At 43.8% G+C, this 20041-nt stretch carries 20 protein-coding genes and 2 pseudogenes; 13 read left to right on the top strand and 9 right to left on the bottom strand.

Features of this window, described 5'->3' with window-relative positions:
* Positions 1–294 precede the first annotated feature (294 nt).
* Positions 295–1395, bottom strand: a complete 1101-nt coding sequence (locus CKY02_RS21080; RefSeq protein ID WP_011148233.1) for a glycerol dehydrogenase — start codon at positions 1393–1395, stop codon at positions 295–297.
* 196 nt (positions 1396–1591) lie between these two features.
* On the opposite strand from CKY02_RS21080, the gene CKY02_RS21075 reads away from it, so the two are divergent.
* Complete coding sequence (locus tag CKY02_RS21075) at positions 1592–2029, top strand: hypothetical protein (RefSeq protein ID WP_274382177.1); 438 nt, start codon at positions 1592–1594, stop codon at positions 2027–2029.
* Positions 2030–2078: 49 nt separating this feature from the next.
* Positions 2079–2459 (top strand): annotated as a pseudogene (locus tag CKY02_RS21070) (L-fucose operon activator); the annotation flags it as partial.
* An 84-nt stretch (positions 2460–2543) separates the two neighbouring features.
* On the opposite strand, the gene CKY02_RS21065 reads toward CKY02_RS21070, so the two are convergent.
* Positions 2544–3218, bottom strand: a complete 675-nt coding sequence (locus CKY02_RS21065) for a 7-cyano-7-deazaguanine/7-aminomethyl-7-deazaguanine transporter (protein ID WP_112896783.1) — start codon at positions 3216–3218, stop codon at positions 2544–2546.
* A gap of 182 nt (positions 3219–3400) precedes the next feature.
* On the opposite strand from CKY02_RS21065, the gene tusA reads away from it, so the two are divergent.
* Positions 3401–3655: a sulfurtransferase TusA gene (gene tusA / locus CKY02_RS21060; RefSeq protein ID WP_011148230.1), complete on the top strand. Its 255-nt coding sequence runs from the start codon at positions 3401–3403 to the stop codon at positions 3653–3655.
* 139 nt (positions 3656–3794) lie between these two features.
* Here the strand turns inward: tusA and CKY02_RS26465 are convergent, their stop codons facing one another.
* From CKY02_RS26465 to rsmD, 5 genes are all read right to left on the bottom strand, one after another.
* The gene (locus CKY02_RS26465) at positions 3795–3923 is read right to left on the bottom strand and encodes a hypothetical protein (RefSeq protein WP_274382176.1); all 129 of its coding nucleotides are present in this window, start codon (positions 3921–3923) and stop codon (positions 3795–3797) included.
* A 6-nt stretch (positions 3924–3929) separates the two neighbouring features.
* Entirely contained in the window at positions 3930–6227 is a 2298-nt protein-coding gene (locus CKY02_RS21055; RefSeq protein WP_112896782.1) for a zinc/cadmium/mercury/lead-transporting ATPase, read from the bottom strand.
* A 144-nt stretch (positions 6228–6371) separates the two neighbouring features.
* Complete coding sequence (locus tag CKY02_RS21050; RefSeq protein WP_112896781.1) at positions 6372–6998, bottom strand: lysoplasmalogenase; 627 nt, start codon at positions 6996–6998, stop codon at positions 6372–6374.
* A 259-nt stretch (positions 6999–7257) separates the two neighbouring features.
* Complete coding sequence (locus CKY02_RS21045) at positions 7258–7542, bottom strand: DUF1145 family protein (protein WP_112896780.1); 285 nt, start codon at positions 7540–7542, stop codon at positions 7258–7260.
* A 23-nt stretch (positions 7543–7565) separates the two neighbouring features.
* A complete protein-coding gene (gene rsmD / locus CKY02_RS21040) occupies positions 7566–8150 on the bottom strand; it encodes a 16S rRNA (guanine(966)-N(2))-methyltransferase (RefSeq protein WP_112896779.1) in 585 nt (194 codons plus the stop codon).
* A 158-nt stretch (positions 8151–8308) separates the two neighbouring features.
* Between rsmD and ftsY the strand changes: the two genes are divergently transcribed.
* From ftsY to CKY02_RS21015, 5 genes are all read left to right on the top strand, one after another.
* The gene (ftsY, locus tag CKY02_RS21035; RefSeq protein WP_112896778.1) at positions 8309–9583 is read left to right on the top strand and encodes a signal recognition particle-docking protein FtsY; all 1275 of its coding nucleotides are present in this window, start codon (positions 8309–8311) and stop codon (positions 9581–9583) included.
* A gap of 6 nt (positions 9584–9589) precedes the next feature.
* On the top strand, positions 9590–10255 hold the full coding sequence (gene ftsE / locus CKY02_RS21030) for a cell division ATP-binding protein FtsE (protein WP_112896777.1): 666 nt from the start codon (positions 9590–9592) through the stop codon (positions 10253–10255).
* On the top strand, positions 10248–11222 hold the full coding sequence (gene ftsX, locus CKY02_RS21025; protein ID WP_112896776.1) for a permease-like cell division protein FtsX: 975 nt from the start codon (positions 10248–10250) through the stop codon (positions 11220–11222). The genes ftsE and ftsX overlap by 8 nt, the downstream gene beginning before the upstream one ends.
* 437 nt (positions 11223–11659) lie before the next feature.
* Positions 11660–12517, top strand: coding sequence for an RNA polymerase sigma factor RpoH (gene rpoH, locus CKY02_RS21020; protein ID WP_112878268.1), 858 nt, complete (start codon positions 11660–11662; stop codon positions 12515–12517).
* Between the two features lie 96 nt (positions 12518–12613).
* On the top strand, positions 12614–13753 hold the full coding sequence (locus CKY02_RS21015) for a glycerate kinase (RefSeq protein ID WP_112896784.1): 1140 nt from the start codon (positions 12614–12616) through the stop codon (positions 13751–13753).
* Here CKY02_RS21015 and panM read toward each other — a convergent pair.
* Positions 13741–14139 carry an aspartate 1-decarboxylase autocleavage activator PanM gene (panM, locus tag CKY02_RS21010; protein ID WP_112896775.1) on the bottom strand — a complete coding sequence of 133 codons (399 nt, stop codon included), beginning with the start codon at positions 14137–14139 and terminating at the stop codon, positions 13741–13743. The two genes, CKY02_RS21015 and panM, sit on opposite strands and share 13 nt — an antisense overlap.
* Before the next feature lie 390 nt (positions 14140–14529).
* On the opposite strand from panM, the gene CKY02_RS21005 reads away from it, so the two are divergent.
* The 5 genes from CKY02_RS21005 (at position 14530) to livF (ending at position 19378) form a co-directional block, all read left to right on the top strand.
* Positions 14530–15642 (top strand): branched-chain amino acid ABC transporter substrate-binding protein, encoded by a 1113-nt coding sequence (locus tag CKY02_RS21005; protein ID WP_112896774.1) that lies wholly within the window; start codon positions 14530–14532, stop codon positions 15640–15642.
* 61 nt (positions 15643–15703) lie between these two features.
* Positions 15704–16630: a high-affinity branched-chain amino acid ABC transporter permease LivH gene (livH, locus tag CKY02_RS21000; protein ID WP_112896773.1), complete on the top strand. Its 927-nt coding sequence runs from the start codon at positions 15704–15706 to the stop codon at positions 16628–16630.
* Positions 16627–17904, top strand: coding sequence for a high-affinity branched-chain amino acid ABC transporter permease LivM (locus tag CKY02_RS20995; protein ID WP_112896772.1), 1278 nt, complete (start codon positions 16627–16629; stop codon positions 17902–17904). Before livH ends, CKY02_RS20995 begins: the two co-directional genes overlap by 4 nt.
* The gene (livG, locus tag CKY02_RS20990; protein ID WP_112896771.1) at positions 17901–18674 is read left to right on the top strand and encodes a high-affinity branched-chain amino acid ABC transporter ATP-binding protein LivG; all 774 of its coding nucleotides are present in this window, start codon (positions 17901–17903) and stop codon (positions 18672–18674) included. Before CKY02_RS20995 ends, livG begins: the two co-directional genes overlap by 4 nt.
* Positions 18675–18676: 2 nt before the next feature.
* Positions 18677–19378, top strand: a complete 702-nt coding sequence (gene livF, locus CKY02_RS20985) for a high-affinity branched-chain amino acid ABC transporter ATP-binding protein LivF (protein ID WP_112878274.1) — start codon at positions 18677–18679, stop codon at positions 19376–19378.
* Between the two features lie 547 nt (positions 19379–19925).
* Here livF and CKY02_RS20980 read toward each other — a convergent pair.
* A pseudogene (locus tag CKY02_RS20980) lies at positions 19926–20041 on the bottom strand (IS630 family transposase); the annotation flags it as partial.

Here is a 20041-nt window from a genome sequence, read left to right as displayed (position 1 = left end):
GGGGCAATAAGGGGAGCAGTAACTCCCATGCTTCATCAGGAAGGTCGTAACGAGCCATAACATGTTTTTTCCGAAAGTCAGAGCCACATAGATTATTCTATCTCAGCCTATTGCGGGACACAGCCTAGTACTTAAGCAAAATCTTTTCAGGAAGAAAAATTAGGGGAAGTGGGGTTCTTAAATATGGCGGCAGGCTCCGTTTGATAAACGAGGCTTCATTAAAACAAATGATTAAATAAAAAATCAGTGTTTTGTCAACAAATTGAGCGGACAATTTGCCCGCTCTTGTTAAATTTAATACAACCAGTCGCGTCCCATCCGGTCAGCAGCCATAATAGCGGCGTACACTTTTTCCGGTGTCACTTCAAAAGGCATGTTGTGAATGGTTTCGTCCTCGGCACAACTTGCTGTTGCCACTGCCATCACTTTTTCTTTCAGTTTTTCACCATCCTTCACGCCAAGTTGATCCAGAGTAACCGGTAGTCCCATCTGTACACAGAAATCAAGTAAAGTATCTAATTCTTCATTTGGGCTATTTTCCAGTATTAGTTGAACTAATATCCCGAAGGCGACTTTTTCGCCGTGGTACATGTGGTGGCATTCTTCTAATACGGTAAAGCCATTGTGTACGGAATGAGCGGCGGCTACACCCGTATTTTCAAAGCCTAGGCCGCTTAAGTAAGTAATAGCTTCGATGACATTTTCCACCGCAGGTGTACTGACGTCGGTTTCAACAGCCAGTTTTGCTTTATAGCCCTCTTCTAACAAAGTTTCGTAACAGAGATGAGCGAGGGCGACCGCGGTACGGGATATCCCACCCTCTGTCATTCGAGGTTTATAGCCGGCTCCACAAATGCGGGCTTCGAAGTAAGTTGCCAGCGCGTCGCCAATTCCGGCAATCAGAAAACGGGTTGGGGCTTTAGCGATAATGCTGGTATCGATTAGGACAATATCTGGGTTTGTTGGGAGAAACAGATAGTCTTCATATTTGCCATCATCGCTGTAAATAACAGAGAGAGCACTGGTTGGGGCATTAGTGGAAGCGATAGTGGGGGCAATCAGAACAGGTAATCTGGATTCGTAAGCGACCGCTTTTGCCGTATCTTGTACTTTGCCACCACCGATACCAATAACGGCTTGGCATTCATGTTTTTTAAGAATGTCAGACAGGCGTTTAATCTCATTCCGACTACATTCACCGCCAAACACTTCAAAATGACGAGTAATTTCGTATTGTTCCAGGCTGCTATGAACCGTATCTCCCACCAATTTCATCGCGGAATTACCGATGATAACCAAAACGTGATCGGCGATGGTTTTGGTATATTGACCAATATGGAGCAGGGCATCAGGTCCTTGAATATATTTGGATGGGGATTGAATAATTTTCAGCATAAAAATATTCCTTTTGTGGAAACTCAATATTTGTATCTGTTTGTTGTATAAATTTTCTTAACAAACAGGGAGCAAAATGTGACAGCCCAGTAAACTGTCTTCGGATGAAAAAAGTACTTAAGTTACTTAGCAGACTAATACCACCTATAAAAATTAATGGTTGGCTGTGGATAAATAAAGTTGTTATATCCATTTTATGGTGGGAAATGTGTGTTTTTTTGATCTATGCCCGGATCTCTGTATTGGAATAGGCCCTTCTTCTCCATTAGGCTTGGCTGTATTTGGGGAATCTGGCTTCATTAACAACCATGCTATGAGCCATAATGCTCTGGATAAACGGACAAATGAAACTTGGCCAACAACCTGGTTTGTTCCGCGTTTAACCGGTAAAGGAGTCTTTAAGGATGTGTACTCGGTTATGGCGAATTGGGGAGCTAATCATGGTGTGCTTTCTATAGGTCATGTTGGTGCTGATTTCATTACGTTAGCTTCTATGCTCAGGATCCCTGTTTGTATGCATAACGTGGATGAGAAAGCCATTTATCGTCCTTCTGCATGGAGTGCACACGGTATGGATCCAGAGGGTTCAGATTACCGAGCCTGCCAAAACTATGGTCCTCTTTATAGGAAATAATGGCTGCCGGCGGTATGAATTGTACCGCCTCTAATCCATAACAGGAGAACTGGCAAGGCAACTTCCTGATATTAATATTACTATTTTTACCAATAGCATTCGTATTTTCCATCAATTATCAAAGAAGAAAAATATTCAATTAATCAGTTCAGGGGGAGTTTTACATCGTAAATATGCTTGTTATATTAATTCATCACTTATTACACAATTAAAAAATTTAGAGATCGATCTATTTATTTTTTCCTGTGACGGCATTGATGCAAATGGCGATTTATGGGATTCGAATATTGATAATGCACAATTTAAAGAAATTCTTATAAAACGATCATTACAATCAATTTTTCTAATTGATAAGAGTAAAATTAACCGAAAAAGCGAAATTAAAATAGGAAATTGTAGTAATATCACTGATGTAATATCGAATGATTAGAGCCGGGTGTAAGGCTAATTGCCTTGCCAATCTCTTAATCAGGCGATCTGATTAAGAGATTGGTATTTGTCGGACGTATAAAAATCAGCGAACTTGAATGTGGCTATTGTTAGTTTGATAGGCAAAGAAGTACTTGAGAATCAGGTTCAACAAAATGCCGTAAGCGGGTAGGAAAAAGAGTAAGCAGATTAATAGCTTAAAACAGTAATCGACTAACCCAATCTCGATCCAGTTAGCGGCCATAAAAGCATCGGTACTGCGATAGAAAGCGATAGAGAAAAAGGCAAGGGTATCAAGTAAGTTACCGAAGAACATCGCCGCTGCGGGAGCGACCCACCAATTGCGTCTCCGGCGCAGACGATTGAAGACGTATACATCCAGTATCTGCCCAAGGAAGTAAGCCATAAAGCTGGCACAGGCAATACGGGCAACAAAGAGATTGAATTCAAGTAGCGCGGTAAACTCTTGCCATTCTCCTTGGAAAAATAGGGCGGAAATTATATAAGAGATCAGCAATGCGGGGATCATAACGGTGGTAATGATTCGCCTTGCCAGTGGTGCGCCGTAGATACGAACCGTCAAATCTGTTGCAAGAAAAATAAATGGGAAAGTAAAGGCTCCCCAGGTGGTATGAAAACCGAAAATAGAAACGGGTAGTTGCACCAGATAATTACTGGAAATAATAATCAGAATGTGAAATAGCGAAAGCCAAATTAAAGCGGTAGCGCGCTGTTGTGTAATTGTAGTTGATAAAAACATATTGTACCTTTTTGGAATATGGGGTGAGGGAACCCAATGAAAGATCTGCCGTTTTAACTGACGGCGCATCACATGATACGTCGGTTGTGCACGAATTCAAAATGCCGTACGTAAAGTTAATTTTTGCTAGCTTTTTTATAATATAATTCAGTCTAATAGACTGACTGAAATAGAGATAAGTTATGCCCGATGTGTTTACTCATCCAGATAAAACCCTTGATACACAAGGGCTTCGCTGTCCTGAACCGGTAATGATGGTACGGAAAACCGTACGTCATATGGAAGCAGGGCAGATGTTATTAATTCTTGCTGATGATCCGGCAACTACGCGGGATATTCCTAGTTTCTGCCGTTTTATGGAGCACCAATTGGTTGCGCAAGAAACGGAACAAATGCCTTATCGCTATCTGGTGCGGAAAAAAGAGAGTCAACTCTGAATATAACAGCCAAGTTGAGAAATGAACGTTTTTGCTTTTTACCATGCCTTCGAACGTCAATGAGCTTTTATCACTGAATTCATCTTGCTATAGCACAGGATATGAGCCGGGAATAAGACTCATATCCTTAATATACCCGTTATCTTTCAAGTTGCCTCTTTGTTGGCTGCAACTCACTCACCCCGGTCACATAGTTCGCGATGCTCCCGGGGATTCGCTCCCTTGCCGTCGCGATGCATCTTGCAATCCATAGGGTATAGCTAGACAATTTTCATTATTTCAGTTTAATTCTCAATAACCTTACCGCGTTTGCTGTCACAAGAGCGGTTGCGCCAGAATCCGCCAGTACTGCCATCCACAAGCCTGTAATACCCAATAGGCTAGTGATAAGGAAGATCCCTTTTAGCCCCAAGGCAATAGCAATGTTTTGGCGGATATTATTGTGCGTTGCGCGGGAAAGGGTGATGATTTCCGACAAACCTGTCAGACGGTTGTGAGTCAATGCTGCATCTGCGGTTTCCAGAGCGACATCGGTACCGCTTCCCATCGCTACACCGATACTGGAAGCTTTCATTGCGGGTGCGTCATTGATGCCGTCACCGACCATCATTGTGCTGTGATCTTTATTCAATGCAATGACCGCTTTGACTTTATCTTCTGGCATTAACCCGGCGCGGAAATCTATTCCTAACTGACCGGCAATTGCAGTTGCTGCACGTGGGTTATCCCCTGTCAACATCACCGATTTAATACCTTGATCTTTCAGTAAATGGATAGCATCAATTGCATCTTGACGTAACGTATCTTGCATCGCGATAAGGCCAGTAAATTGTTCATCATGCATCACGGCAACAACGGTTTTACCGCAATTTTCTAACTGAACAATTTTTTGTTTCCAATGCTCAGATAACGTGTTTTCTGGCAGTTTTCCGGGCGCACTGACGAGAATACGTTTACCGTCCAACTGACCTTCAACACCAACCCCCGCCAGCGCTTTACGGTGTTCAGCTTCGGTAATACTAACGTTTTTACTCTCTGCGTATTGCAAAATGGCTTTAGCCAGTGGGTGGTGGGAGCCACTTTCTACTGCGGAAGCCAGAGTTAATAGCTGAGATTCGCTGATGTTTTCCGCGGGTTTTATATCTGTGACTTGTGGTTTACCGGCGGTCAGCGTACCGGTTTTATCAAAAGCGATAGTGGTGATTAGTCCCAGTTGTTCCAGCGCCGCGCCACCTTTAATCAATGCACCTCGGCGGGTTGCTGCTGCAAGGGCAGAGGTAATTGCGGCGGGTGTGGAAATCACCAAAGCACAAGGGCAACCGATCAGTAGCAAAGTAAGACCACGGTAGATCCATGTTTCCCAAGGTTGGCTGAATACAGTAGGTGGAATGATGATAACCAACGCAGAAAACAGCATAATCAGCGGAGTGTAAATCCGGCTAAAACGGTCAATGAAACGCTCAATCGGTGCGCGGCGTTCTTCGGCTTCTTCAATCAGTTGCAGAATCCGGTCAATGGCATTGTTGCCCTGTTCGGACAGCACTTTCATTTGGACTGCCCGATCCACGGATAAACAACCTGCCGGAACTTTTTCTCCCTGCATTCGTTCAACCGGAATAGATTCGCCTGTCAGTGCACTTTCATCAAAGCTAGCGAATGAATTGAGTAATTCGGCATCAGTGGGTAAACGTCCGCCTGGAGCAATCTCGATGATATCGCCAGGGCGAAGGTCTGAAACTGGGACAGTTCTTTTTTCACCATTTTTTATCAGTAGAGCCTCTTCCGGCACCAGTGCCATCAATGCGCTAACTCCTCGACGAGCACGGCCGGCAGCATAAGCTTCCAGCATTTCACCAAGCATAAACAGCAGTAGTACCATTGCTGCTTCAGCGGTGGCGTCAATAAACAGTGCGCCAATGGCGGCAACACTCATCAATGTTTCAATGGCGAATGGCGTGCCTGATCGTATGAGCTGCCAGGCTTTGGTAACAATAGGCACCAATCCAATCACGGTAGTGATAATAAAGGCAATACGGCCAAATGAGGGATTGATGTGAGAGATTCCCCAACTTATCAGCATCATCAGTGAAAGAGTGATGATCGGGGCAAGTTCTTTCCAGCGGCTGCTTTTTTCTGCTTTCTGACTTGAATCGGAATTGCGTAGAGCAAATCCAGCCTGATTAACGGCTTGAATAACGGCTGAACGTATATCTGTATCCGCATCCACAACTAGTTTTTCTGTTGCGAATAGAACCTTGGCTTGTTTCACTTCTGGAATTTTGCTGACCGCGGTTTCAATTTTGCGGGCACAACTTGGACAATCCATACCATTAACCACCCAACTGAAACGTTGGTTTGCCAAAAGCTCAGGTGCTTGTGTCTCTTGTGTACCATGGGAAGGGTGATGCTTATGTGAGCAAGCCTTACCATGTTCATGTTCATGTTCATGATTATGATTATGTAAATGTTCACTAACTTGTTTAGCTTGATCTGAACAAGTCGTAGTCGCGCAGCAGCTTCCATGCTGGTGGTTATGTTGATGAGCACTATTTTTGTTTGAATTTGAGTACATGGACTCCCCCTGAATAGAGTTAACTCAAAGATAATGATTAAACTCTACACTTTGGAGCCTACTCCAGAGTCAATAAAAAGAAAAAATAAAGTTGTCAAATTGTACGACTGAGTGCTGATATCTATTTTCAACTTAATCTTTTTATTAAAGATAAATAGAACGAATAATCAGAAAATGGCCGATAAAATAACAGGTTGCAACAATCGCCTTAGAAGATTTGAACTGGAAACGGTAATGGCTAATCAACCAGACACTATGTGACAGCAACAACAAGATAGTGCCTGCTAACAGGGAGAAACCATACGCTGTATTAAGGGAGAAATATTGTTCACCTGCCATCCACACCATTATCAGGAGCATGACAACTGAGGCAACGACTAGCCAGCGCATTTCCTCCAGTTTATTCCAAATAACCAGCAGAATAACGGATCCCAGAACCAGTAAAATTAATGGCAGCGGGAAGAAGAAACTGAAATTCATCTGCATTACAAAGCTTATCGTGTAGAGCAGATAACAGAGGAATAATGTGCTTAGAGAGAGTAGTGAATACTTACTGGGGAGCATGCGCAGAGCATCTGATATTAAAGCAGTAAATAACCCAAGACAGATTAAATAACCTGAAATATGCAGCTCAGGCGCTTGCCATGCCCACAATAACAACAATAGCAGAGTGACTGGCCTGAATAGCCATCTTTGCCAGTTTGGACCACGGTAAGCTGCATCAACATACAACCAACCAGAAAAAAATACTGCAATAAATGGCCAGCTCATCTTTGTTCCTTAAATAAGTGATGGATAAGGGGTCTACTCTTTTACTATCAAAATATAGACTTAAATAATAGAGATTGGTTTAAGTATCTGTGCGGAAATAGGCAATAAATTAAGAAATGATTTATCTGTTCAGCAAAGAAAGAGGCAATAAGTTGTGTTGAGACAGAATCCTGAACACCCTCCTCATAACCGGAAAGGGGAATGAAATGAATCATTCCTCACATAATTGTATATACTTTCCGGGTGTTGGGGCGTGTGTCTACTGTTTGAGGTGATGGCTTTTCTCTTTCCGTTGTTTTTTCTGCATTGACAGTAGTTCAAAGACACCAAAAAAGAAGATCTTGGCCTGCATCAGGCTAGAGAGTTTTTGGTCTTTGGGCTGACTGGTTTTCAGAAGCAGCATTTGAAATGCATGCATGACCACCATGAAAATCATGGCGACATCCATAAAATACTTCAATGGTTTTGGAAATGGATGGATCAGGTTAAAGATCAGAAATCCCCAAACACAGATCATTAACAGTTTGCCCAATTGAATAAACATCAGTGTGTACTCCAAAGTAAGCGTTATGCAGGTAAGTAACGGATATAGAGCCGGTATGCGACTTGTCCGGCGACTTTTTCACGATGAAGTTGCCAGTTAACAGGCACATCAATCGCCGTTGATTCAGATTCAGCCTCAACATAAATCCAGCTTTCATCTGCCAGCCAATTTTGCTCTTCCAACAATTTTATGGTTTCGCTAAGCATTCCTTTACGAAAAGGAGGATCAAGGAAAACGACATCGTAGGGTTTTCCTGATTGGGATAAATAGGTTAATGCACTGTTGTTAATGACCTCGGCGTTTTGGGTACTGAGCAGATCCAAATTCGCGGAAAGCTGTTTGGCTATATTACGTTCATATTCAATTAGGGTAACTTGGGCTGCATAACGAGAAAGCGCTTCTAATCCAAGCGCTCCGCTTCCTGCATAGCAATCCAAGCAGTGTGCTTCCTGAATAACTGGGGCTAGCCAGTTAAATAGCGTCTCTCTGACGCGATCTGTCGTTGGACGTAATCCAGGGCTATCCGGTACAGGTAATTTTCGGCCTCGCCATTTTCCGCCAATAATGCGGATTTGTCCCATTGATTGCCGTTGTGATTTCTTTGCCATAATTTGCGTAACAGTTGTTAAGACTTACAGGCATTAATTTACCATGAAATTCATGATTGATATGTGTTGAGCTATTACGAAAATGTTAGACTGTTTCTAATTTCGTTATTATTCCTTGTTGTAACGCCATGATTTAACCTTGAGGAGTGCAGTGGCTAATGGCAAAAGAGAAAAAAAGAGGCTTTTTCTCCTGGTTCGGGCGTGGCCGTCAGGAAGAGCAGCAAAAAGAAGAGCAATTAGCGGCAGAGCAGGCGGAACAGCAACGTCTTGCAGAGGAAGCCGCAAGGTTGGCGGCAGAGCAGGCGGAACAGCAACGTCTTGCAGAGGAAGCCGCAAGGTTAGCGGCGGAGCAGGCGGAACAGCAACGTCTTGCAGAGGAAGTTGCAAGGTTGGCGGCGGAGCAGGCGGAACAACAGCGTCTTGCAGAGGAAGCCGCAAGGTTAGCGGCGGAGCAGGCGGAACAAGTACAAACCGAACAGCCAGTTATATCAAAAGAGCAAGAGCGTCCGACTAAAGAGGGCTTTTTCTCTCGCTTGAAACGCAGTTTGGTTAAAACTCGTCAGAATTTAGGGTCCGGTTTTCTTAGTCTATTCAGTGGTAAAAAGATCGATGATGACCTATTTGATGAATTGGAAGAGCAGTTATTGATTGCTGATGTTGGTGTCGATACTACCCGTAAAATCATTAGCAGTTTGACAACGCATGCCAGCCGTAAAGAGCTAAAAGATGCAGAAGCGTTGTATGCCAAACTGAAAGAAGAGATGTCTGGTATTCTGACTAAAGTGAATAAACCCCTGGACATTGAAGGAAAAACGCCGTACGTCATTCTGATGGTTGGTGTTAATGGTGTGGGAAAAACCACGACAATTGGTAAATTGGCTCGTCAATTTCAGGCACAAGGTAAATCTGTCATGCTGGCAGCCGGAGATACTTTCCGTGCAGCCGCCGTTGAGCAGTTACAGGTGTGGGGGGAACGTAACCATATTCCGGTAGTGGCGCAACATACTGGCGCAGATCCTGCTTCCGTGATTTTTGATGCTATTCAGTCAGCTAAAGCCAAAGGTGTCGATGTCCTGATTGCAGATACCGCAGGTCGTTTGCAAAATAAATCTCATCTGATGGAAGAATTGAAGAAGATTGTCCGAGTGATGAAAAAACTGGATGAAAATGCTCCACATGAAATTATGCTGACATTGGATGCCAGTACCGGTCAGAATGCGATAAATCAGGCTAAACTATTCCATGAAGCTGTTGGGTTGACAGGCATTTCATTGACAAAACTGGATGGTACTGCCAAAGGTGGAGTAATTTTCGCCATTGCTGATCAGTTTGAAATTCCTATTCGTTATATTGGGGTTGGTGAAGGAATTGAAGATCTACGGCCATTTAAGGCAGATGACTTTATAGAGGCACTTTTTGCCCGAGAGGATTAATTACCTATGATTCGCTTTGAACAGGTCAGTAAAGCTTATCTGGGGGGACGGCAAGCCCTGCAAGGGGTGGATTTTCATTTGCGCCCTGCGGAAATGGCATTTCTAATCGGTCACTCAGGGGCAGGTAAAAGTACCTTGCTGAAACTTATCTGTGGTATTGAGCGGCCTAGCGCCGGACATATCTGGTTTACCGGTCATGATATCAGTCGGTTAAAAAGCCGTGAGGTACCTTTTCTACGTCGTCAGATTGGTATGATTTTCCAAGATCATCATCTGCTGTTGGATCGGACGGTATACGATAATGTGGCAATGCCGCTGATTATTTCAGGTGCAAGTTCTGAAGATATCCGTCGTCGGACTTCCGCTGCTTTGGATAAGGTTGGTCTGCTGGACAAAGCGAAAAATTTCCCAATTCAGCTTTCAGGGGGAGAACAACAACGAGTTGGCATTGCTCGTGCGGTTGTGAATAAGCCGACTGTTTTGTTGGCGGATGAGCCTACCGGTAATCTGGATGGTGAGTTGTCAGAGGGTATTTTACGACTGTTTGAAGAATTTAATCGGGTTGGGGTGACAGTGCTGATGGCGACCCATGATATGGCACTGATTGAAAGACGGAAATATCGTATTCTGACTCTGAGCCAGGGCCGTATGGCGGGAGAGCATCATGGTTAAAAATGTGCGTAGGGCAGCGGGGAAAGTAACAAGATCGAAAAGTAAAGTTTTACAAGGAGGATGGCGTGAGCAGTGGCGCTATGCTTGGATGAATACGTTGACGGATATGTCGCGTCAGCCGTTGGCAACTTTGTTGACCGTGATGGTGATTGCTATCTCCCTGACATTACCAAGTGTTTGTTACATTGTATGGAAGAATGTCAGCCAGGCTGCGGAGACATGGTATCCCTCCCCTCAACTGACGGTATATCTCGATAAATCACTGGATGATAGCAGTGCTCAGAAATTAATAAGTGAGCTGAAAGCACTTGATGGTGTGGATAATGTCAACTATCTCTCACGTCAGGAAGCAATGACAGAATTCCGCGCCTGGTCTGGCTTTGGTAGCGCGCTGGATATGCTGGAAGAGAATCCGTTGCCCGCGGTGGCTATTATCACACCGAAAATCGATTTTCAGAGTTCACAGACGCTGACCACGCTGCGTGATAGAGTTTCTCAGGTTAAAGGTATTGAAGAAGTTCGGATGGATGATAGCTGGTTTGCTCGTCTGGCGGCGCTGACAGGCCTTATCGGTCAGATTGTGACAGTAATCGGTATTCTGATGATCGTTGCGCTGTTTTTGGTCATCGGTAATAGTGTGCGTCTCAGTATCTTCAGTCATCGTGATACGATTAACGTGATGAAGCTTATTGGTGCAACGGATGGCTTTATTTTGCGCCCGTTCCTCAATGGTGGTGCTTTGTTAGGGGCTTTGGGGGCAATTTTATCGTTAATTTTGTCTGCGCTGTTGGTGTGGAAACTTTCTGATGTTGTCACACAGGTTGCCAGTGTATTTGGCACGACATTTAATTTACATGGGCTTTCATGGGATGAGTCCCTGCTGCTAGTTTTACTCTCCGCAATGATTGGTTGGGTCGCTGCTTGGTTGGCGACAACTCAGCATTTGCGTCATTTTACGCCAGAATAAAACGGTAATTTTCTCAACAGGCTGAGCGAAATCAGCCTGACAACGCAATAATCATCTCCTTTTTCCTAGGGTAAGAATTTCTTATTCATTGATTTAAATCTAAAATCACGATTTTCTTCTGTGTAGAATTAATTAAAAAGGTGCTTGTACTCTCCCGGTGAACCTGGCGGGCGCTTTTGTGAAATGGAATTAATATTTGTCGGGGATAGTACAAATAAAGGTAGTTGCATAAATATAAAACTATCTGTTATTTTTTGTTCTGTGAACCCATTATCGGGATGGTCGGTGCTGAAATTATTACTCTTCCATGGATCTGTGACTTGAATATGCACATTCTGGTGATAGACTGTACCGCTGTATGTTGAACGTTGGTTCTCATATACACTGATGTAATCTAATCCATACTAACGATTTGAGCCTTATTTGAGAGGATTTGAATGGCCAAAGAAATGCAAACCTTAGCGTTAGTTCCTCAAGGAAGTCTAGAGGGCTATATCCGCGCCTCTAATACTTATCCAATGCTGACAGCAGAGGAAGAGAAGGAACTGGCTGAAAGGCTGCATTACCAGGGAGATCTGGATGCAGCTAAGAAGCTGATTCTGTCTCATCTGCGCTTCGTTGTTCATGTCGCTCGTAGCTATGCTGGTTATGGGCTACCTCAGGCGGATTTAATTCAGGAAGGGAATATTGGCCTGATGAAAGCAGTACGTCGTTTTAACCCGGAAGTAGGGGTGCGTCTGGTTTCTTTTGCCGTCCACTGGATTAAAGCTGAAATCCATGAATATGTACTGCGTAACTGGCGTATTGTTAAAGTTGCAACAACTAAAGCACAGCGTAAGCTGTTTTTTAATTTGCGTAAAACTAAACAGCGCTTGGGGTGGTTCAATCAGGACGAAGTAGAAATGGTCGCCAAAGAACTTGGCGTGACCAGTAAAGATGTGCGTGAGATGGAATCTCGTATGTCAGCGCAGGATATGGCGTTTGATATGTCTGTCGATGATGATAGTCAGGAAGGTCAACCGGTTGCGCCAGTGCTGTATCTTCAGGATAAAGCATCTGATTTTGCAGACGGCATTGAAGAGGACAATTGGGAAAACCATGCGGCTGATAAATTATCGGTAGCGATAGAAAGCTTAGATGAGCGCAGTCAGGATATTATCCGTTGCCGCTGGTTAGATGATGATAATAAATCTACCCTGCAAGAACTGGCGGATAAGTATGGTGTTTCTGCGGAGCGTGTACGTCAGCTTGAAAAAAATGCCATGAAAAAATTGCGTGTAGCCATTGAGGCATAAATTAGGGTGATTTTGCGTTAACGCATTCATAATTAAAAAGGCGATAATGGTTTATCGCCTTTTTTGTTTTATTTTTCATTGTTGTCATCTAATCCTATGAAAATTGTTATTGCCCCTGATTCATTTAAAGAAAGTCTCAGCGCCTTACAGGCCGTTGAAGCGATAGAACAGGGATTTCGTGAAATCTATCCACAAGCTGAATACATTAAATTGCCGATGGCAGATGGGGGGGAAGGTACAGTTGAATCAATGGTAGCAGCTACTGGTGGAAAGATTATACGTCTGTCGGTCACCGGTCCGTTAAATCAGCCGGTGGATAGTTTTTTCGGCGTGCTAGGTGATGGAGAAACCGCTGTTATTGAAATGGCGGCGGCTTCTGGCTTACATCTGGTGTCGATGGAAAAGCGTAATCCGCTGATAACCACGACTTATGGTACCGGTGAGCTGATGTTGGCTGCTTTGGATCAAGGTGTCAGAAAGATAATTTTAGGCATTGGTGGTAGCGCGACTAATGATGGTGGTGCCGGTATGATGCAGGCGTTGGGGGCTTGTTTGCTTGATTCTGATGGTAAAACGTTGGAGGCTGGCGGGGCTGCGTTAAATCGGTTTGCTAAAATTGATCTTTCCGGTTTGGACGCGCGTTTGAATCGAACTGAAATTATCGTCGCCTGTGATGTGACTAACCCGTTATGTGGTGAGTTTGGTGCATCTGCTATTTTCGGGCCACAGAAAGGGGCGACACCAGAGATGGTGAAAAAGTTGGATGCGGCCCTGCGCCATTATGGTGAGAAAATTGAATTACTGACAGGCATTAAGGTCATTGACGTACCCGGTGCAGGAGCAGCAGGGGGAATGGGCGTTCCTTTACTTGGTTGGTTGGACGCTAAATTGCAACCGGGAATTGATATTGTTATCTCCACGCTGGAATTGGAAAAGGCAGTACAAGGCGCTGATCTGGTTATTACTGGTGAAGGCCGAATGGACAGCCAGACTATTTACGGTAAAACACCGATTGGTGTTGCTCGTATCGCCAAAAAGTATGCTATTTCAACCATTGCATTGGTTGGCAGTATAAGTCAGAACTATAGCATCGTTCATGAGCACGGATTGGATGCCGTTTTCTCAATTATGCCCGGCGTTTGTTCTCTTTCTGACGCTCTTGCTTGCGGGCATGAGAATTTGAGGGTGACTGCCCGCAATGTGGCTGCGGTCTGGAAAATGGGTCAGCTAGAATAAGAATTTGACTTGGCATCGTAGTAAAAACCACAGGCACTCATAAAACCTTTTAATGCTGGTTCGTTAGCATCTGAGAACCCTTCAAGGCTTAACTTCCACTGGTTAATGGTGGGATGCTGAGCTTTTATTTCATTTATCAGATATATACCCACTCCCCGGCGGCGTGTTATTTCACGGACACATAAATCTTTAAGCAGGCCGGATTGATCACTGAAAGTCACTTTTATTGCGGCCAGTAATCTATCATTAAAACGAGCTGCGAACAGTTTATTTTCATTTTTTAACCAACTTTGCCATTGCTCTGGAGCCTGTTGAGGCCAGATTTTCGTTAGATCAATCATATCTTGTGCTGATAAAACAGTAAGTTGTTCAATAGTTAGCTTCATGGTTTTTCCATATCAATTTTAGTTGCATAGATCGATAGAGTGTCGCGTAACCGCTTTTATACGTTACTGGAAAAATGTTTTTAACATGATCGATATTTCGAGTTAAAGATTGCTTTACTAATATTTAACCAGAATATCACACTATGTTTTGTCTAAATTCCAATCAACTTTGGCGGTATTTTATTCTGTAATTAATGCTTTTATCTACCTTGTTAATTTGATTTTAAGCATGAAATGCTATTTTAATAGCATGAAAAATAAAATCTTATTCATAAAAATTACTTTATCTAATCATTGATCACAAAAGATCACGGTTATCCCATTAGATAATGGGAGATCTAAAAGGTAAACACAATAAATTAGACCAATAACAACACGGGGATAAATAAAATGAAAATCATAACAGGTAAAACACTATTAGCAGGCTGTATTGTCATGATGATGAGTCACTCTCTGTGGGCACAAGAGATCAAAGTGGCGATTGTAGGAGCAATGTCTGGTCCAGTTGCGCAATATGGTGATATGGAATTTACTGGCGCACGTCAGGCGATTGCAGATATCAATGCTAATGGTGGTATTAATGGTAATAAGCTGGTGGGGGTTGAATATGATGATGGGTGTGACCCGAAACAGGCTGTCGCTGTCGCGAATAAAGTGATTAATGACAACATTCGCTATGTTATCGGCCATTTATGCTCTTCCTCTACTCAACCGGCATCTGACATCTACGAAGATGAAGGTGTCATTATGATTACACCAGCGGCAACCAATGCCGATCTGACAACTCGTGGTTACCAAATGATTATGCGTACTACCGGGTTGGATTCTGATCAGGGACCAACGGCAGCGAAATATATTGCTGAAAAGATTAAACCTCAGCGTATAGCTATTGTTCATGATAAACAGCAATACGGTGAAGGGTTGGCTCGATCTGTTCTCGATAAATTGAAAAAAGCGGGAGCCAATATTGTCTTGTTTGAAGGCGTTACTGCTGGTGATAAAGACTTTTCGGCTCTGGTTGCCCGCCTGAAAAAAGAGAATGTGGATTTTGTCTATTTTGGTGGCTACTACCCTGAAATGGGGCAAATTCTGCGTCAAGCTAAACAGTCTGGTCTGAATATTCGTTTTATGGGACCGGAAGGTGTAGGTAACTCCTCGCTATCCAATATCGCTGGAGTTGCTTCTGAAGGAATGTTAGTCACCCTCCCTAAGCGTTACGATCAGGTGCCGGTGAACAAAGCTATTGTTGAGGCGATCAAAGGTAAGAAAGGTGATCCGACAGGTCCGTTCGTCTGGACAACCTATGCTGCTCTGCAATCTCTGGCTGCGGCAATGAACCGTACCGGTAGTATGGAACCGATTGATTTGGTGAAAGACCTGAAAGCGAATCCAGTAGATACCGTCATGGGGACACTAAGCTGGAATGCCGTTGGCGATCTAAAAGGGTTCGAATTCGGTATTTTTGAATGGCATGCGGATGGTTCTTCTACTTCTGTGAAGTAAAGTCATCAGAACAGTCGTCAGCTTCTGTTTGCCAGGAGCTGTTACTCCAGAGGTACAACGTATGTCAGAGCAATTTCTCTATTTTTTACAACAGATGTTAAATGGAGTGACTCTGGGTAGTACTTATGCATTGATTGCCATTGGTTATACGATGGTTTATGGCATTATCGGGATGATTAACTTCGCTCACGGTGAAGTTTACATGATTGGTAGCTATGTCTCCTTTATTGTGATTGCGGCTCTGATCATGATGGGCGTTGATTTGGGCTGGTTGCTGATTACTGCTGCTTTTTTAACATCAATTGTCATTGCTGCTGCTTATGGTTGGAGTATTGAGCGAGTGGCTTACAGGCCAGTTCGTCATTCCAAACGCCTGATTGCGCTGATTTCGGCGATTGGGATGTCTATTTTCTTGCAAAACTATGTCAGTCTGTCACAAAGTTCTCGCGATCTGGCATTGCCTAGCCTGATTACCGGGCAGTGGGTATTAGGCGAAAGTGATGGATTTTCTGCCAGTATTAGCGCAATGCAACTGACCATCTGGATAGTGACATTTCTTACCATGCTGATATTGACAATATTCATTCGCTACTCCCGTATGGGACGTGCCTGCCGTGCTTGTGCGGAAGATCTGAAAATGGCCAGTTTGTTGGGGATCAATACTAACCGAATGATTTCCTTAACCTTTGTTATCGGTGCAGTCATGGCTGCAATAGCCGGTGTTTTGTTGGGGCAGTTCTACGGTGTAATAAATCCGTATATCGGTTTTATGGCAGGCATGAAAGCTTTCACCGCGGCAGTATTGGGAGGAATTGGCAGTATTCCAGGGGCGATGATTGGTGGCTTGATTTTGGGAATTTCTGAAGCCTTAACTTCTGCTTACTTGAGCACAGAATATAAAGATGCCGTTTCTTTTGCTCTGCTCATTGTTGTGCTGTTGTTTATGCCGACTGGAATCTTAGGCCGTCCAGAGGTAGAAAAGGTATGAAACATGCTAATTGGGTGAATGCCATTATCGCCTCAGTCGCTTTATTTGTGTTGTCTGCCTTTATGATGGGGATGCGGTTGTCGCTGGAGGGTACGAAGTTGGTCGTCCATCGTGCCGATGAAGTGCGATGGTTATGGATTGGTATTGGCTGTGCGGTTGTTTTTCTGTTCCAGCTATTGCGTCCGGTTGTTCAGCAGATAATGAAGAAAGTACCGATTAAAAGCTGGTCGTTGCCGGATTTCGATGGCTCAACCAAAGGACAAAAGTTACTGGCAATATTGGTCATTATTGCTGCAATTATCTGGCCGTTTATTGTCTCCCGTGGTAGTGTTGATATTGCTACACTGACGTTAATTTATATCATGCTAGGGTTGGGTTTGAATGTCGTGGTTGGTTTGTCGGGGTTGCTGGTGCTTGGGTATGCAGGTTTTTATGCTATCGGTGCTTATACCTACGCTTTGCTAAGTCACTATTACGGATTAGGGTTTTGGCAGAGTTTGCCGCTGGCGGGGTTAACGGCTGCTTTATCGGGGTTGTTGTTGGGCTTTCCAGTACTGCGATTGCGAGGTGACTATCTGGCAATTGTTACGCTTGGTTTTGGTGAAATTGTTCGCATTCTACTGTTGAATAATACTGAAATAACCGGTGGCCCGAATGGTATCAGCCAGATCCCAAAACCGACTTTCTTCGGGCTGGAATTTAACCGCAGTGTGAAAGAGGGAGGTTGGGATACTTTCCACAATTTCTTTGGTTTGAAATACGATCCCAGTGATCGGGTCATCTTCCTTTATCTGGTGGCGTTACTGTTGGTAATAATGACAGTATTTATTATTAATCGACTACTGCGTATGCCATTAGGTCGCGCATGGGAAGCGCTGCGTGAAGATGAGATTGCTTGCCGCTCTCTTGGTCTGAGTCCAACCCGTATTAAACTGGTTGCGTTTACTATCAGTGCGGCATTTGCCGGTTTTGCGGGTACTTTATTTGCTGCCCGGCAGGGTTTCGTCAGCCCAGAGTCCTTCACTTTTGCTGAATCTGCTTTTGTGCTAGCGATTGTGGTACTCGGAGGGATGGGCTCACAGACTGCGGTGATTCTAGCCGCCATTTTGTTGGTGGTTTCCCGTGAGATGATGCGTGATCTGAATGCCTACAGTATGTTGCTGCTAGGGGCAATGATGGTATTGATGATGGTTTGGCGCCCGCAAGGGTTGCTACCGACAAAACGCCGTCATGTCAAATTGGAACGACAGGTACAGGGAGGAAAGCAAGCATGAGTACAACACCATTATTGCAAGTTTCCGATCTGACCATGCGCTTTGGTGGTTTGCTGGCGGTTAATAACGTTGCCCTGAGGCTAAATCAGGGTGAAATTGTTTCTCTTATTGGCCCTAATGGAGCAGGGAAAACCACGATCTTTAATTGTCTGACAGGATTTTACTGTCCGACAAGCGGTACGATAAAGCTGCGGGAAAAACATCTGGAAGGGTTATCCGGGCAGGCTATTGCTCGTATGGGTGTTATCAGAACATTCCAGCATGTGCGGTTATTCCGGGAGATGACAGTGATAGAGAATCTATTAGTGGCGCAGCATCAGCATCTGAAAAGGGGCCTTTTTGCTGGTCTTTTTAAAACGCCGGCATTCCGCCGGGCAGAATCTAAGGCCGTAGATTGGGCCATAACTTGGTTAGAACGGATTGGTTTATTACCACTGGCAAACAGACAGGCAGGTAATCTGGCATACGGTCAGCAACGGCGTTTGGAGATTGCTCGCTGCATGGTGGTTCGTCCGGAAATTTTGATGCTGGATGAACCTGCCGCGGGTCTGAATCCGAAAGAGACAGAAGAGCTTAATGCTTTAATTGCTGAACTAAGGGAATATCATCAAGTTTCTGTATTGCTGATTGAGCATGATATGAAATTGGTGATGGGAATTTCAGATCGTATCTATGTTGTTAATCAGGGAATGTCTTTGGCGCAAGGGAGGCCAGAAGAGATTCGTAACAACCCGGATGTTATCCGGGCATATCTGGGCGAGGTGTATTAATTATGTTGGAATTTAAGCGGGTATCCGCCCACTATGGGGAAGTTCAGGTGTTGCATCAGGTTAGCCTGAATATTCAGCAGGGAGAAATTGTCACTCTGATTGGTGCAAATGGCGCAGGAAAAACAACATTGCTCAGCACCTTATGTAGTGAACCCAGAGCAACTGAAGGTTCCATTATTTTTCGTGGTCAGGATATCACCCAATGGTCGACATCTCGTATTATGCGTGAGGACATCGCGATTGTTCCTGAAGGTCGCAGAGTGTTTGCTCGTATGACAGTGGAAGAGAATTTGGCGATGGGCGGCTTTTTTGCTGATAAGACTCAGTATCAGCGGCGCATTGAGCGGGTTTATGATTTATTTCCGCGTTTACAGGAAAGACGTAACCAGCGGGCTGGAACGATGTCCGGTGGTGAACAGCAAATGTTGGCAATTGGCCGCGCTTTAATGAGCCAGCCACAATTATTGTTGCTGGATGAGCCTTCATTGGGACTGGCACCGATAATTATCATTCAGATTTTCGATACTATACAGCAGTTGAGGGAAGAGGGGATGACAATCTTTTTGGTTGAACAGAATGCAAATCAGGCATTGAAATTGGCTGACCGAGGATATGTATTGGAAAACGGTAAGATCGTACTAGAAGACAGCGGGTCTGCATTATTGGTTAATGAAGCAGTGAGAAATGCGTATTTGGGAGGATAGAGGCGTATTCTTTTTCACGGGAAGGGAATTCAGATGGTTGATTATCCTCGTAGTACTGGGAAGGTTGTTTTTCCCAAGGTGAGGATGCCATTAATAATGCTTTAAGTCTGGTATTCTCTGGGGTCGGGGCAACGAGTGTGGTTTCAAATGCTTTGAAATTTGCCCTCATTTTTTTCTGTGTTTTTTCGTCATATTTTAAGCGATATATACTCTATGGATTTCAAGATGGATCGCGACGGCAAGGGAGTGAATCCCCGGGAGCATAGATAACTATGTGACCGGGGTGAGTGGGTGCAGCCAAACAAAGAGGCAACTTGAAAGATGAAGGGTATAGTTTATTGGTGGAGTAATGGAAGGTCAATTAACTGTATTCAGCATATTTGAATAGCTAAAATCTACAGTCAAAATTATTTTTCTATTATGAAGTTAATTTTTTTTCATCAGAAAGAGAGTGATTTTAAAAATACTCATCTGTTATCTTGTAAAAACATAATCAATTGGTAATAAAAAGATTATTTATGAGGATGTAACAGTAATAAATAAGATTTCATAATTGTGCTACACCCATTTTTTGTCTTCCTGGCTTTTGCTGTGATGAAAACGATGCCAAAAAGGCATCAACATAATTCAGTAACTGCCACATAAATTGACAACAATGATTTC

Origin of the sequence: Photorhabdus bodei, assembly GCF_003287735.1 — a bacterium.
Lineage (GTDB): Bacteria > Pseudomonadota > Gammaproteobacteria > Enterobacterales > Enterobacteriaceae > Photorhabdus > Photorhabdus kayaii.
This window is presented reverse-complemented; position numbering and strand designations above follow the sequence as displayed.

Coding starts and splice junctions, on each gene's coding strand:
- CKY02_RS21080 (WP_011148233.1), bottom strand. CDS start 1,395: ATGCTGAAAATTATTCAATCCCCATCCAAATATATTCAAGGACCTGAT.
- CKY02_RS21075 (WP_274382177.1), top strand. CDS start 1,592: ATGGTGGGAAATGTGTGTTTTTTTGATCTATGCCCGGATCTCTGTATT.
- CKY02_RS21065 (WP_112896783.1), bottom strand. CDS start 3,218: ATGTTTTTATCAACTACAATTACACAACAGCGCGCTACCGCTTTAATT.
- tusA (WP_011148230.1), top strand. CDS start 3,401: ATGCCCGATGTGTTTACTCATCCAGATAAAACCCTTGATACACAAGGG.
- CKY02_RS21055 (WP_112896782.1), bottom strand. CDS start 6,227: ATGTACTCAAATTCAAACAAAAATAGTGCTCATCAACATAACCACCAG.
- CKY02_RS21050 (WP_112896781.1), bottom strand. CDS start 6,998: ATGAGCTGGCCATTTATTGCAGTATTTTTTTCTGGTTGGTTGTATGTT.
- CKY02_RS21045 (WP_112896780.1), bottom strand. CDS start 7,542: ATGTTTATTCAATTGGGCAAACTGTTAATGATCTGTGTTTGGGGATTT.
- rsmD (WP_112896779.1), bottom strand. CDS start 8,150: ATGGCAAAGAAATCACAACGGCAATCAATGGGACAAATCCGCATTATT.
- ftsY (WP_112896778.1), top strand. CDS start 8,309: ATGGCAAAAGAGAAAAAAAGAGGCTTTTTCTCCTGGTTCGGGCGTGGC.
- ftsE (WP_112896777.1), top strand. CDS start 9,590: ATGATTCGCTTTGAACAGGTCAGTAAAGCTTATCTGGGGGGACGGCAA.
- ftsX (WP_112896776.1), top strand. CDS start 10,248: ATGGTTAAAAATGTGCGTAGGGCAGCGGGGAAAGTAACAAGATCGAAA.
- rpoH (WP_112878268.1), top strand. CDS start 11,660: ATGGCCAAAGAAATGCAAACCTTAGCGTTAGTTCCTCAAGGAAGTCTA.
- CKY02_RS21015 (WP_112896784.1), top strand. CDS start 12,614: ATGAAAATTGTTATTGCCCCTGATTCATTTAAAGAAAGTCTCAGCGCC.
- panM (WP_112896775.1), bottom strand. CDS start 14,139: ATGAAGCTAACTATTGAACAACTTACTGTTTTATCAGCACAAGATATG.
- CKY02_RS21005 (WP_112896774.1), top strand. CDS start 14,530: ATGAAAATCATAACAGGTAAAACACTATTAGCAGGCTGTATTGTCATG.
- livH (WP_112896773.1), top strand. CDS start 15,704: ATGTCAGAGCAATTTCTCTATTTTTTACAACAGATGTTAAATGGAGTG.
- CKY02_RS20995 (WP_112896772.1), top strand. CDS start 16,627: ATGAAACATGCTAATTGGGTGAATGCCATTATCGCCTCAGTCGCTTTA.
- livG (WP_112896771.1), top strand. CDS start 17,901: ATGAGTACAACACCATTATTGCAAGTTTCCGATCTGACCATGCGCTTT.
- livF (WP_112878274.1), top strand. CDS start 18,677: ATGTTGGAATTTAAGCGGGTATCCGCCCACTATGGGGAAGTTCAGGTG.